We start from the raw sequence: 13,451 nt of genomic DNA, 5'->3' as shown, positions 1-13,451 counted from the left end.
CTCGTCCGGGTGGGAGCTCAGTGGCCGGTCTGCTCCCAGGCGCGGGCCAGGGCGGCGACCGCCTGGTCGAGCAGGGCGGGCGGCAGGGCGAAGCTGAGGCGCAGGCGGTCGCGGTGGCGGCCGTCCGGGGAGAACAGCGAGCCGGGCGCGACGGCCACGCCCTGCTCGCGGGCGACGGCGGCGAACCTGTCGGTGTCGGCGCCCGGCAGGCGCGCCCACACCGACAGTCCGCCCTGCGGGCGTGACCAGGTCCACGACGGCAGGCGCGCGGACAGCGCGGCGGTGAAGTGGTCGCGGCGGCGGGCCAGCTCGGCCAGCCAGGCCGGCACGGGGTCGCCGTCGAGCAGGTCGGAGGCCAGCCGCTGGGAGACGGCGCTGGTGGCCAGGTCGGCGTCGAGCTTGGCCTCCAGCAGCCGGGCCAGCAGCGGCTCGGGGGCGGTGAGCCAGCCCACCCGCAGGCCGCCCCACAACACCTTCGACAACGAGCCCACCGTCACCGTGCCGTGCGGATGGGCCAGGGCCAGCGGCGCGGGAGGCGTCCGGCCGTCGAACACCACGGGCGCGAGCGTCCGGTCCTCCACCAGCGGGACGTCCGCCGCCGCGGCCAGCTCGGCCACGTGCCGCAGGTCGGCCACGCGGCCGGTCGGGTTGTCCACCGGCAGCGCGTACACGGCGGCCGGGCGGTGGCGGGCCAGCGCGTCGCGCACGGCGTCCGGGTCGGCGAGGTCCACGGGCACGGCGTGGGCCCCGGCGCGCCGGAACACGCTGAGCGCCCCTCCGTAGGCCGGGTCGCCGGCCAGCACGCGGTCGCCGGGCCGCAGCAGCACCCGGGCCGCCAGGTCGATGCCCTGCTGGGCGCCCGAGGTCACCATGATCTCGCGGTGCGGCCCGGCGTCCAGGGCGGCCAGCACCGCGCGCAACCGCGAGTCGCCCATGGCGTCGTAGCCGTGGCCGCTCGGCGCGCGCATCAGGGCGGCGGCGTCCAGCGGGGGCACCGCCAGGTGGGAGGGGTCGGGGACGACCGAGGTCGACAGGTCGGCCAGCACCGCGCCGCCCTGGAGCAGGCCGCCGAACGTCGGGACGCCCAGCACGTACGTGCCGCTGCCGTGCCGGCGTTCGCACAGGCCCTCCTCGCACAGGGCGTTGAAGGCGGCGGCGACCGTCCCGCGGCTGAGGCCGACCGCCTGGGCCAGGTCGCGCTCGGAGGGCAGACGGGTGCCCGGGGCGATGGCGCCGGTCTGGGCCAGGTCGGTCAGCGCGCCCGCGAGCCGCCGGCTGGCCGTGCCCTGGTGGAGCCGGAGCCGGTCGCGGACCAGGGTGACAAGGTCTTCTTCTCTTCCCACGCCACTATTATCCGGTTACTGTGCCACTTATCAATGAATTGGCCTACATCTCGTGATTGTTGACGGCCATTTACGGAGAGGAGCGGCACGATGCGCGAAGCCGAGCACATCTGGATGGACGGCGAGCTGGTGCCCTGGGCCGAGGCCCGGGTGCACGTCCTGACGCACGCCCTGCACTACGGCACCGCCGTGCTGGAGGGCACCAGGGCCTTCGACACGCCCGACGGCCCGGCGGTGTTCCGGCTCGACGAGCATCTGCGGCGGCTGGCGCGCAGCGCGCGGATCATCGGGATGCCGCTGCCGTACACCTTGGAGGAGCTGCGCGCGGCCACGCTGGCCACGGTCGCGGCCAACGGCCAGTCCTCGTGCTACATCCGCCACCTGGCCCACCGCGGCTACGGCGAGATGGGCGTGGCGGCGCGCGGCTGCCCGACGGTGGTCTCGATCGCGTCCTGGGAGTGGGGCGCGCTGCTGGAGGCGGGCGTGCGGCTGATGACCAGCTCGTGGCAGCGCAACGACCACCGGGTGACGCCGACCGCGGCCAAGGCCACCGGCCCCTACTTGAACTCGGTGATGGCCAAGTCCGAGGCCATGCAGGCGGGCTTCGACGAGGCGGTGCTGCTGAACGCGGCCGGCAACGTCAGCGAGTGCACCGGCGCGAACGTCTTCGTCGTGCGCGACGGCGTGCTGACCACGCCTCCGCCGCACGCCGGCGCGCTGGAGGGCATCACGCAGGACACCGTCGCCCGGCTGGCGGCCGACCTGGGGCTGACGGTCACCAGGGAGGACCTGCTGCGCACCGACCTGTACACGGCCGACGAGATCTTCGTCTGCGGCACGGCGGCCGGGATCGTGCCCGTCAGCGCGGTCGACCACTGCGAGTTCGGCGGCCCCGGGCCGGTCACCGGCAAGCTGTCCGACGCCTACGAGGCCGCCGTGCACGGGCGCGACGACCGCTACCGCCACTGGCTCACCCCCGTGCACGGCTGACGGACCGGGCCCGCCGCCGCCCGTGAGAAGGTAGGGGAATCGGTGGCGCCGGATCGCGACGTGCTCTAGCGTGCCACGGACGTCATCGATCGCGGGAGGTCGTCGGGGTGAGGCGCGCGCTCGTGGTGCTGGCCGTTCTGGCCGGTTCCGTACTGCTCGGCCTGCAGGGCACGGCCACGGCCGGCGGCTCGGCTCCCGGCGCGGGCAGGGTGGCGCTCATCGGCGTCTCCGGTCTCAGCTGGGACGACGTCAACCAGGCCGACGCCCCCAACCTGTGGGAGCTGACGCGCGGCAGCGCGATCGGCTCGCTGTCGGTGCGCACGGTCAGCAACATCACCTGCCCCTACGACGGCTGGCTCACGGTGTCGGCCGGCACCAGGTCGGCCGCCGGATACGCCTGCGGCGCGCCTCCCGCCCCCGAGACCCGGGGCGCGGGCGCGGTCATCCCCGACTACCGCTACCTCATCGACGTGGCCGGGCAGCGCAACGCCGGCACGCTGGGCGAGGCGCTGAAGGCCGCGGGCCGGTGCTCGATCGCGATCGGCCCCGGCGCCGCGCTCGCGCTGGCCGACCGGCAGGGCGCGGTGCAGCGCTACCACGCCTCCCCGCTCCAGGTCCGCACCGCCGACCTGGAGCAGTGCCCGCTGACCGCCATGGACGTCGACGACCTCGTCCACCCCTACCTGGCAAGCGGCAAACTGCCCAAGGTGCCCGAGCAGCTCGGCCCGAAGGAGCGCCGCGACGCGCTGCGTCTGGCCGACGCCAAGGCCGGCGCGCTGCTGTCGATCCTGCCGCCCGGCACCACCGTGCTGCTGGCCGGCCTGTCCGACCACGGCTCCGTGCCGCACCTTCGGGTGGCCGCGCTGCGTGAGCCCGGGGCGCAGGGGCGGTTGCTGGGCGCGGCCTCCACCCGCCGCGCCGACATCTCGATCCTGCCCGACCTGACCGCGACCGTGCTGGCCCGGCTCGGCGTGCCGGCGCCGGCCACGGTCGTCGGGGTGCCGATGCAGCTCGGCGACGCCGGCGCGACGATCGACCGGCTGCGCCGGGCCGACGCGACCGCGCAGGCCATCCGGTCGGTCAAGGGCGTCTACTTCACCGTCGTGGCGGTGTTGCAGGTGCTGTTCTACGTGGTCGCGTTCCTGCTGCTGCGGCGGCGCAAGGGCCTGTCGCCGGTGCGTCTGGCCGCCGTCGCGCTGGCCGCCCTGCCGGTCTCCAGCTATCTGGTCAACCTGCTGCCCTGGTCGTCCCTGACGCAACTGGTCGCCGGGGTGCTGGGCTGGGTCGTCGTGGTCACCGCGCTGGCCTTCGGCGGGCCCTGGCGGCGGCGTCCGCTCGGCCCGCTCGCCGTGGTGGCCGGCGTCACCGCGCTCACACTCGCCGGCGACCTGCTGACGGGCACGACGTTGCAGCTCAACAGCGTCATGGGCTACAGCGCCGAGGTCGGGGCCCGCTACTACGGCCTGGGCAACATCCCGTTCGCGCTGCTGGCCACCGGCACGCTGCTGGCCACCACCGTGATCGCCCACCGCTGGCCGGGGCGGCCCGGGGTGGCCGCGATCGTGGTGCTCGGGGCGTTCGCGATGGTGCTGGGCGGCTCGGGCATGGGCAGCGACTTCGGCGGCGTGATCGCGTTCGTGCCGGGCATCGCGGTGACCGCGCTGCTGGTGGCCGGCAAGCGGGTCTCGATCGTGAAGCTGGGGGCGTTCTGCGTGGCCGGGGCGGTGATCGTGATGACGTTCGCCGTGCTCAACTACCTGCGTCCGCCCGACGAGCAGACGCACCTGGGCAGGTTCGTGGGCCAGGTGCTCAGCGGCGAGGCGTTCGAGGTGATCTTCCGCAAGCTCCAGGCCATGCTGGCCACGCTGCTCAGCCCCAACCTCATGCCCATCGTGATCGCGGCCGTGGCCTTCCTCGTCTACGCGATCCTGCGGCCCGAGCAGGCCAGCGCGGGCGTGGTGCCCGCGGCGTTCCGCCACTCCCCCGCCCTGCGCGCCGGCCTGATCGGCACGCTGGTCAGCGGAGTGATCGGGATGCTGGTCAACGACTCGGGCGCCGCGGTGTTGTCGATGGCCCTGGCGCTGGCCGTGCCGCTGCTGCTCGCGGCGGGCATCGGCGCGCTGGGCCGCGAACAGCCGGCCGAAGCCCCCGCCACCGCCCGCCTGGCCCACGCCGGCGACTAGTCCGCCCAGGCGTCGGCCAGCAGTTGCCGGGTGTCGTGCAGGAGCTGGGGCAGCACCTTCGTCTGCGCCACGACCGGCATGAAGTTCGTGTCGCCGCCCCACCTCGGCACGACGTGCTGGTGCAGGTGGGCGGCGATGCCGGCGCCCGCGACCTGGCCCAGGTTCATGCCCACGTTGAAGCCCTGCGCGCCGCTGGCCTTGCGCAGCGCGCGCAGCGACCGCTGGGTGAACTCGCCCAGCTCGGCGACCTCGGCCGGGGTCAGCTCGTCGTAGCCGGACACGTGCCGGAAGGGCACGACCATCAGGTGGCCGGAGTTGTACGGGTAGAGGTTGAGGACGGCGTAGACGACCTCTCCCCTGGCCACGATCAGGCCGTCCTCGTCGCTCATCCGGGGGATCTCGTCGAAGGGGCAGCCGTCGCCCGGCCCGGTGCCCGTCGGCTTGTTCTCGCCCTTGATGTAGGCCATGCGATGCGGGGTCCACAGCCGCTGGAAGTTGTCGGGCGCCCCGGCTCCTGCCTGATCGTGCATACCAAGCAGCATAGGACCCCGCGGCGAGGGCCGTTCTTCCGGCGTGATCCCCGCCCTTCGCGACGGGCCTAGGGTGAGGGCATGGCACAGCGACTCGAACCCATGCCCGCCGACTGGCAGCGCGCCCTGGCCGTCGTGGCCCACCCCGACGACCTGGAGTACGGCTGCGCGTCCGCCGTCGCCACCTGGACCGACGCCGGGCGCGAGGTCTCCTACCTGATCGCCACCCGCGGCGAGGCGGGCATCGACACGCTCGACCCCGCCGCCTGCGGGCCGGTGCGCGAGCGCGAGGAGCGGGCCAGCGCCGCCGTGGTCGGGGTGAGCACCGTGGAGTTCCTCGACCACGCCGACGGAGTCGTCGAGTACGGGACGGCGCTCAGGAGGGACATCGCCGCCGCCATCCGCAGGCACCGCCCGGAGCTGGTGATCACTCTCAATCCCGACGACACGTGGGGCGGCACGTACTGGAACACGCCCGACCACCGGGCCGTGGGCCGGGCCGTGCTGGATGCCGCCGGCGACGCCGGAAATCGCTGGATATTTCCTGACACCGACGCCGCGCCCTGGAACGGCGTGCGCTGGGTCGCCGTCGCCGGCTCCAACTCCCCCACCCACGCCGTGGACGTCACCGACGGGCTGGAGCGCGGCGTGCGGTCGCTGCTGGAGCACCGCGCCTACATCGAGGCCCTCACCGACCAGGCCCCGGAGGTCTACGCCCGCGAGCTGATCGAGGGCTCCGCGCGGCAGGCCGCCGAACGCTTCGACGGCCGCCCGGCGGTCGCCTTCCGCCTGTTCCCCCGCTGATTTCCGCGCTGAGTCCCCTCGCTGATTCCAGCGCTGACATCCGGCCCGGGCCTGAGCTGCTCGGAGAACGGCTCAGGCCCGGGCGGCCGCGAGCGGCGGGTCAGACCTGGACGCGGCGTTCCACAGCGTTGACGATCTCGGCGATGGCCTCTTCGACGGGCACGCCGTTCTTCTGCTCGCCGTTGCGGTAACGGAAGGACACCGCGCCGTTGGCGATGTCGTCGTCACCGGCCAGCAGCATGTACGGGACCTTCGCCTTCTGCGCGTTGCGGATCTTCTTCTGCATGCGGTCGTCGGCCGCGTCGACCTCGACCCTGATGCCCCGCTCGCGCAGCCGCTTGGCGACGTCCTGGAGGTAGGGCACGTGGGCGTCGGCGATCGGGATGCCGACCACCTGCACCGGCGCCAGCCAGGCGGGGAACGCCCCGGCGTAGTGCTCGACCAGGACGCCGAAGAACCGCTCGACCGAGCCGAACAGCGCCCGGTGGATCATGACCGGCTGCTGCCGGGAGCCGTCGGCCGCCTGGTACTGCAGGTCGAACAGCTCGGGCAGGTTGAAGTCGAGCTGGATGGTGGACATCTGCCAGGTGCGGCCGATCGCGTCGCGCACCTGGACGGAGATCTTCGGCCCGTAGAAGGCCGCGCCGCCCGGGTCCATCACCAGGTGGAGGTTCTCGGCCTCGGCCACCTCGCGCAGCGTGGTGGTGGCCTCCTCCCACACCTCGTCGGAGCCGACGAACTTCTCCGGGTCCTTGGTGGACAGCTCGAGGTAGAAGTCCTCCAGGCCGTAGTCGCGCAGCAGGTCGAGGACGAAGCGCAGCAGCGAGGTCAGCTCGTCGCGCATCTGCTCGCGGCTGCAGTAGATGTGGGCGTCGTCCTGGGTCAGGCCGCGCACCCGGGTCAGGCCGTGGACCACGCCGGACTTCTCGTAGCGGTAGACCGTGCCGAACTCGAACAGCCGCAGCGGCAGCTCGCGGTAGGACCGCCCGCGCGCCCTGAAGATCAGGTTGTGCATCGGGCAGTTCATCGGCTTGAGGTAGTAGCGGGCGCCCTCCAGCTCCATGGGCGGGAACATCCCGTCCTTGTACCAGTCGAGGTGGCCCGAGACCTGGTAGAGGTTCTCCTTGGTGATGTGCGGGGTGTTGACGAACTCGTAGCCGGCCTCCTCGTGCCTGCGCCGCGAGTAGTCCTCCATCACCTTGCGGATCACGCCGCCCTTGGGGTGGAAGACCGCCAGGCCCGAGCCCAGCTCGTCGGGGAAGGAGAACAGGTCGAGCTCGGCGCCGAGCCTGCGGTGGTCGCGCCGCTCGGCCTCCTCCAGCATCTTCAGGTATTCGTCCTGCTTGTCGCGGGACTCCCAGGCGGTGCCGTAGATGCGCTGGAGCTGCGGGTTCTTCTCGCTGCCGCGCCAGTAGGCGCCGCCGGAGCGCATGAGCTTGAACGCCGGGATCGACCGGGTGGAGGGCACGTGCGGCCCCCGGCACAGGTCCTTCCAGCACAGCTCGCCGCTCTTGGCGTCGAGGTTGTCGTAGATCGTCAGCTGGCCGGCCCCGACCTCGACGCTCTCCTCGTCGGCCGCGCCGCCCTTGAGCCCGATGAGCTCCAGCTTGTACGGCTCGCCGGCCAGCTCCTCGCGCGCCTCCTCGTCGGTGACGGCCCGGCGGGAGAACAGCTGCCCCTGCTTGACGATCTCCCGCATGCGCTTCTCGACGCGCTTGAGGTCGTCGGGGTTGAACGCCTGCTTGACGTCGAAGTCGTAGTAGAAGCCGTTCTCCACGGGCGGGCCGATGCCCAGCTTGGCCTCGGGGAACAGCTCCTGCACCGCCTGCGCCATGACGTGCGCGGTGGAGTGGCGGACGATGGCCCGGCCGTCTTCGCTGGAGACCTCGATCGGCTCGACCACGTCGTCCTGGGCCAGCGGGTGGGCAAGGTCGCGCGGCTCGCCGTTGACCCGGGCCGCGATGACCGTGCGGCCGTCGGCCTCCAGCGCCTCACCCGCCGTCGTGCCGGCCGCGACCACACGCTCGGCTCCGGCGAGGGTGATGCGTAGCTCGGCTGACACGGTGTCTCCCTTGGATCGCGCTCGATGCCCGGCACCGAGGCTGGTTCGATGGTGAACACCGATGCTATCGCGGGTGAAACCCCAGCCTTGTCAGGTCCTGGCGGGTGCCGTGGAAGACGTTCCGGTCGAGCGGGCTGCTGGCATATTGGTGGATTGTCCAGTCGCGCCACGGCGGCGGCACGAGGGGTTCGCCGCGCGGCCGCTCCGGGGAGGCGATCCACAGCGGGTAGTCGGCCAGGCCGGCGCAGTTCCCCGAACGGGCGAACCAGTGGAAGGTGTAGATGAAGGGCCGCAGACCGGCGTGCCGCTCGACGTGGTGACACCAGCGGCGCGCGTACCTGGCGACCTGCTCCGGGCGCTGCCCGTCGCCGGTCTCCAGGTCGAGCGCCACCAGGTCGCCCCTGCGCAGGCCGCCCGCCGACCTGAGCACCGCCAGGAAGTGCCGGGCGTGCTCGATCGGGTCGCCCTTGGGCCGGGCGAAGTGGTACGCGCCGCACACCAGCCAGCTCTCGCGCATTCCTGACCAGTTGCGGGCGAACCACCGGTCGGTCCAGTCGCCGCCCTCGGTGGCCTTGGCGAAGGCGAAGGAGACCCCGGCCTCGGCGTGACCGGCCCAGTCGACGGAGCCCTGCCAGTTCGACACGTCTATGCCATGCAGCAAGCGCTTCACCTTGCCGGAGTTTATTGAGATGTCCCCCTATGAACCCTTCGACGCGCCGATGAGCAGCTCACGGGTGCGTTCCCGCTCGGCGAACGTCGCGCCGACGAAGTCGGTCACCCCGGCCTGGCGCAGCCGTTCGAGCTGGGCGAGCACGGACTCCTCGTCGCCGACCACCGCGACGTTCCCCGGCCCGGCGGCGCCCTCGCGGTCGAGCATGGCCCGGTAGGAGGGCAGCGTGCCGTAGACGGCGAAGATCTCGTTGGCCCGCTCGACGGCGGCGGCGGGGTCGTCGGTGACGCAGACGGGCAGCGCGCAGACGATCCGCGGCGCCGGGCGGCCCGCCTCCGCGGCGGCGGCCGTGATGGTCGGGGCGACGTGCTCGGCCACCGTCTTCGGGCCGGTCATCCACAACACCGTGCCGTCGGCGACCGTGCCGGCCAGCTTCAGCATGCGCGGGCCGAGGGCGGCGATGAGCACCGGGAAGCCCGCGCCCGGCGTGGTGAGCCGCACGTCGGCCCTGATCGTCTCGCCCGCCGCCTTGACCTGCTCGCCCCGGCTGGCCGGGAGCAGCACGTCGAGGTACTCCTTCATGTGGCGGTAGGGGCGCTCGAAGCTGAGGCCGAACATGTGCTCGATGACGACCTGGTGCGACAGGCCGATGCCGAGCGCCAGCCGGCCGCCGAGCGCGGCGTTGGCCGTCATCGCCTGCTGGGCCAGGGCCGCCGGGTGGCGCGGGTAGGTGGGCACGACGGAGGTGCCGAGCTCGATGCCGGGCACCTGGGAGCCGGCCACGGCCAGCGCGGTGAGGGCGTCGAGGCCGAAGATGTGGGACAGCCAGGCGGAGGCGAAGCCGTCCTCGGCCGCCTGGGCGATCTCGTCGCGGAGCGCGCCGAGCGGGTCGGGCCCTTGCCGTTCATTCAGGAAATATCCGAAACGCATGGAAACAGAACTCCGTTCTGGAGGCAGACGCGCCTGTATCTTCCCACGCCGCGGGGCGCGCTCACCCGTCCGAAGGGGGCGGATTTGTAAAGTGGCCTCATGACGCACGATCGCGCAGGACAGCCCGCCCAGCCCGCCGACCTGGTCGACGTCGCCCGGCTGGTGACCTCCTACTACGCCCTGCACCCCGACCCCGCCGAGGTGGCGCAGCGGGTGGCGTTCGGCACGTCGGGCCATCGCGGGTCCTCGCTGCGGACGGCCTTCAACGAGGACCACATCCTGGCCACCAGCCAGGCCATCTGCGAATACCGCGCCTCCCAGGGCACCGACGGGCCGCTGTTCCTGGGCATCGACACGCACGCGCTGTCCGAGCCCGCCCGCGTGTCGGCGCTGGAGGTGTTCGCGGCCAACGGGGTCGAGGTGCTGATCGACTCCCGCGACGGCTACACGCCGACCCCCGCCGTCTCGCACGCCGTCCTGCGGCACAACCGGGGCCGCACGTCCGGGCTGGCCGACGGCGTGGTGGTGACGCCGTCGCACAACCCGCCCTCCGACGGCGGCTTCAAGTACAACCCGCCGCACGGCGGCCCCGCCGACACCGACGCCACCTCCTGGATCCAGGACCGCGCCAACCAGCTGCTGGCCGACGGCATGAAGGGCGTGTCCAGGGTCTCCTACGCCAAGGCCCTCGACGCGGCCGGCCGCTACGACTTCCTCGGCGCGTACGTCGACGACCTGCCGTCCGTGGTCGACCTCGACGCGATCAGGTCGGCCGGGGTGCGCATCGGGGCCGACCCGCTGGGCGGGGCGAGCGTGGCCTACTGGGGTGAGATCGCCGAGCGCCACCGCCTCGACCTGACCGTGGTCAACCCGCTGGTCGACCCCACCTGGCGGTTCATGACGCTCGACTGGGACGGCAAGATCCGCATGGACTGCTCGTCGCCGTACGCGATGGCGTCGCTGATCGCCCAGCGCGACAGGTACGACATCGCCACCGGCAACGACGCCGACGCCGACCGCCACGGCATCGTCACCCCCGACGGCCTGATGAACCCCAACCACTACCTGGCCGTCGCCATCTCCTACCTGTACGCCCACCGCGAAGGCTGGCCCGCCGCGGCCGGGGTCGGCAAGACGATGGTGAGCAGCGGCGTCATCGACCGGGTCGCCGCCTCGCTCGGGCGTCGCCTCTACGAGGTGCCGGTCGGTTTCAAGTGGTTCGTCCCCGGGCTGCTCGACGGCTCGCTCGGGTTCGGCGGCGAGGAGAGCGCCGGGGCCTCGTTCCTGCGGCGCGACGGCTCGCCCTGGTCCACCGACAAGGACGGTCTCATCCTCGCCCTGCTGGCCTCGGAGATCCTGGCGGTGACCGGCGAGTCGCCGAGCGCGCACTACCGCCGCCTGACCGAGCGGTTCGGCGAGCCCGCCTACGCCCGGGTCGACGCGCCCGCCACCCGCGAGGAGAAGGCGGTGCTGGCCAAGCTGTCGGCCGACCAGGTGACGGCGTCGTCGCTGGCCGGCGAGCCGATCACGGCGGTGCAGACCGCGGCCCCCGGCAACGGCGCGGCGCTCGGCGGCGTGAAGGTCTCGACGGAGAACGCCTGGTTCGCCGCCCGCCCGTCGGGCACCGAGGACGTCTACAAGATCTACGCCGAGTCCTTCAAGGGCCCCGACCACCTGGCCAAGGTGCAGGAGGAGGCCCGTTCGCTGGTCTCGGCCGCGCTGGGCTGAGCGACCGGCCGCCAGAGCCGGGCGCCACAGCGGGCCGCCTCAGTGAGGCGCCTCAGTGGGGCGGCTCAGCGGGCCGCCTCAGTGGGGCGGCTCAGCGGGGCGGCTCAGCGGGGCAGCTCGCGGGCGGTGGCGGCGGGCATGCCGGTGCGTCCGAGGTCGGCGTGCCGGCCCGCCAGCACGCCCGCGCGGTAGCCCGTGCCGCTGGTCGTCGGGACCGACATGCGGATGCGCGGATAGTGGGCGGCCACCGCCAGGTCGACCTCGGCCCGGCGGTCGGCCAGCACCAGCGCGGTGCCGGCCCCGGCGGCCTCGGCCTCCGTCGCGGCGCGCGTCTCGGCCTCGCGCAGCAGCCGGTACACCTCGTCGGTGAACCCCAGCAGCCACGAGCGCCGGTAGGCCCGCGCCGCGGCGAGCTCGCCCGGCGGCCGTACGCGGGCCAGGCCCGAGGCCATCTGCAGCAGCAGCGACGTGGCCAGCACGTCGGCGCGTTCGAGGTCGGCGGCGAAGCCGAACACGTGCACCCGCTGGCCGCCGTCGCCGCGGCCGATCAGCAGCGGACGGCAGCGGACGGCCTGGGCCACCAGGCTGACCAGACGGGCCTTCTCCCTGGCCCACGGGGCGGGCAGGGTGACGATGCGGTCGCCGGGGGTCTGGCGGGTGCCGGGCGGCGGGAGGGTGTCGATGCCGTACTTGGCCATCAGGACGGAGGCGGCCGCCAGGAAGGTGGCCCGCTCGTGCTCGTTGTCCGTGCGTTCGGCCTTGGCCAGGAGTTTCCTGACGCGTTCGAGCGTGCGCTCCCGCAACCGAGCTCCCCCTACTTGGCCAGCACCCGCCCGTCGTCGGCGATGGCCGGGAAGGCGCCGGTGTCGACGATGCCGTGCTGCTGGTACAGAGCCTCGATCAGGGCGTGCGCCTGCGGCTCCAGCTTCCACAGGGCACGATACTCGCGCGCGGTGGCCAGCGGGACGCCGATCTCCTGGGCGATGTCCACCGACCTCGGCACGATGCGCTTGGCGATCTGCCGGTCCCAGAACTCGCGGGCGGCCCTGATCTGGGCGGCGCGCTGGGCGGTGTCGACGACCTGGGGGGTGGCGTCGAACACCTCGGCGTCCTCGTCCTCGTCCTCGACGAGCTCGGCCAGCGCGGGCGGCAGCGCCGGGCGGGCGGGCACGGGACGGTGGTCGGCCTCGGGCTCCCACGGCACGCGCGGGTCGGCGTCTATGAGCGCGGTGGTGTTGTACAGGGCGGCGATCTGGGCCAGCAGCGCCTCCTGACGCTGCTGGTCGACGGCCAGCCCGGTGTGCTCGACGGCCTGGTCCATGGCCTTGTCGAGCCTGGCCAGCGCGCCGCGCATCTTGCGCTCGGAGGCGCCGCTGTCGCGCAGCGCCTTGGCGCGCTTGGCGGCCAGGGCGACGCGGGTGAGCCGGCGGTGGGCGTCGACCTCGGAGGCGGTGCGGTCGCTGACCTCGGCCAGGCCCATGCGGACGAGCAGGCGTTCGGGGGTCAGGCGCCAGTTGATGCGGCCGGTGCCGCGGATGCGGTGGCGTTCGATGGCCATGCCGCGTTCCCAGAGCCAGGCGGCGACCAGCGGGGCGGCCAGGCGGAAGACGGCCTCGGGGAGGCTGCGGGCGTCCATGCTGGACAGGACGGCGGTCAGGCAGGTCAGCGCCCAGACCGCGATGCCGTCGATGCCGGCGGAGAAGTTCTCCCGCATGTTGCGGCGGGCGCGGACGGCCGAGGTGATGATGGCGACCTCGATGAAGGCGAACAGCAGCAGGCGGAGCGGTCCGTCCAGGCCGAGCACGTCTCCGGAGAAGCGCCACATGCCCTGGGCGGACACGCCGGTGGCGATGGAGGCGGCGACGACGGTGAGCACGTCCTCGACGGGACGGGGGGCGACGTAGCGGGCGAACAACCAGCTTCCCGCGCGCCAGGCCATCCGGAGCACCAGGAACGCCAGCACGAGCCCGGCCAGGCCCAGCAGGGCGATGACGGCGGTGGCGAACGGCTTCTCGGCGACGAAGGCTGCTATTTCCTCAAATGTCGGCATCAGTCACTATCCGCGAGGCTCAACTCCAGCTTGTCTTGCGACGAGATCATCGCAGACTGTCGCCCCCTTGTACGCCAAACGCCACCGATTTCCCCTGTCTCCCACCGGTTCCTGTGACACACGCCGTACCAGAAGGGGGTTGTGGCTAGTCGGCGGCCCGC

11 protein-coding genes are annotated in these 13,451 nt (G+C 73.0%); 4 read left to right on the top strand and 7 right to left on the bottom strand.

Translation table 11 applies throughout. The annotated features are described in order from the left end of the window. Positions 1-17: 17 nt before the first annotated feature. On the bottom strand, positions 18-1,343 hold the full coding sequence (locus tag AB0J71_RS28045) for a PLP-dependent aminotransferase family protein (protein WP_364416791.1): 1,326 nt from the start codon (positions 1,341-1,343) through the stop codon (positions 18-20). A 90-nt stretch (positions 1,344-1,433) separates the two neighbouring features. Between AB0J71_RS28045 and AB0J71_RS28040 the strand changes: the two genes are divergently transcribed. Together AB0J71_RS28040 and AB0J71_RS28035 are read left to right on the top strand one after the other, a co-directional pair. Further along, the gene (locus AB0J71_RS28040) at positions 1,434-2,333 is read left to right on the top strand and encodes a branched-chain amino acid transaminase (RefSeq protein WP_352322564.1); all 900 of its coding nucleotides are present in this window, start codon (positions 1,434-1,436) and stop codon (positions 2,331-2,333) included. A gap of 107 nt (positions 2,334-2,440) precedes the next feature. Then, positions 2,441-4,516: a hypothetical protein gene (locus AB0J71_RS28035; protein WP_364416789.1), complete on the top strand. Its 2,076-nt coding sequence runs from the start codon at positions 2,441-2,443 to the stop codon at positions 4,514-4,516. On the opposite strand, the gene AB0J71_RS28030 is transcribed toward AB0J71_RS28035, so the two are convergent. After that, complete coding sequence (locus AB0J71_RS28030; protein ID WP_352322566.1) at positions 4,513-5,046, bottom strand: HIT domain-containing protein; 534 nt, start codon at positions 5,044-5,046, stop codon at positions 4,513-4,515. The two genes, AB0J71_RS28035 and AB0J71_RS28030, sit on opposite strands and share 4 nt — an antisense overlap. 81 nt (positions 5,047-5,127) lie before the next feature. Between AB0J71_RS28030 and AB0J71_RS28025 the strand changes: the two genes are divergently transcribed. Then, entirely contained in the window at positions 5,128-5,850 is a 723-nt protein-coding gene (locus tag AB0J71_RS28025; RefSeq protein ID WP_352322567.1) for a PIG-L deacetylase family protein, read from the top strand. 100 nt (positions 5,851-5,950) lie between these two features. On the opposite strand, the gene thrS is transcribed toward AB0J71_RS28025, so the two are convergent. The 3 genes from thrS to AB0J71_RS28010 all read right to left on the bottom strand — a co-directional run bounded on the left by thrS (position 5,951) and on the right by AB0J71_RS28010 (position 9,512). Continuing rightward, entirely contained in the window at positions 5,951-7,912 is a 1,962-nt protein-coding gene (gene thrS / locus AB0J71_RS28020) for a threonine--tRNA ligase (protein WP_352322568.1), read from the bottom strand. Between the two features lie 64 nt (positions 7,913-7,976). Continuing rightward, on the bottom strand, positions 7,977-8,573 hold the full coding sequence (locus tag AB0J71_RS28015) for a glycoside hydrolase family 25 protein (protein ID WP_352322569.1): 597 nt from the start codon (positions 8,571-8,573) through the stop codon (positions 7,977-7,979). A 36-nt stretch (positions 8,574-8,609) separates the two neighbouring features. Beyond that, the gene (locus tag AB0J71_RS28010) at positions 8,610-9,512 is read right to left on the bottom strand and encodes an LLM class F420-dependent oxidoreductase (RefSeq protein WP_352361378.1); all 903 of its coding nucleotides are present in this window, start codon (positions 9,510-9,512) and stop codon (positions 8,610-8,612) included. Positions 9,513-9,611: 99 nt separating this feature from the next. Between AB0J71_RS28010 and pgm the strand changes: the two genes are divergently transcribed. Continuing rightward, positions 9,612-11,240 carry a phosphoglucomutase (alpha-D-glucose-1,6-bisphosphate-dependent) gene (pgm, locus tag AB0J71_RS28005; protein WP_364416787.1) on the top strand — a complete coding sequence of 543 codons (1,629 nt, stop codon included), beginning with the start codon at positions 9,612-9,614 and terminating at the stop codon, positions 11,238-11,240. Positions 11,241-11,344: 104 nt separating this feature from the next. Here the strand turns inward: pgm and AB0J71_RS28000 are convergent, their stop codons facing one another. Together AB0J71_RS28000 and AB0J71_RS27995 are read right to left on the bottom strand one after the other, a co-directional pair. Continuing rightward, positions 11,345-12,043 (bottom strand): DUF2786 domain-containing protein, encoded by a 699-nt coding sequence (locus tag AB0J71_RS28000; RefSeq protein ID WP_364416784.1) that lies wholly within the window; start codon positions 12,041-12,043, stop codon positions 11,345-11,347. A gap of 11 nt (positions 12,044-12,054) precedes the next feature. Beyond that, positions 12,055-13,290: a hypothetical protein gene (locus AB0J71_RS27995; RefSeq protein ID WP_352322573.1), complete on the bottom strand. Its 1,236-nt coding sequence runs from the start codon at positions 13,288-13,290 to the stop codon at positions 12,055-12,057. Positions 13,291-13,451 lie beyond the last annotated feature (161 nt).

Origin of the sequence: Nonomuraea sp. NPDC049637 (assembly GCF_040675235.1) — a bacterium.
Classification (GTDB): Bacteria; Actinomycetota; Actinomycetes; order Streptosporangiales; family Streptosporangiaceae; genus Nonomuraea.
The sequence above is the reverse complement of the archived record's forward strand: the minus strand, read 5'-3'. Positions and strand labels throughout refer to the sequence as shown.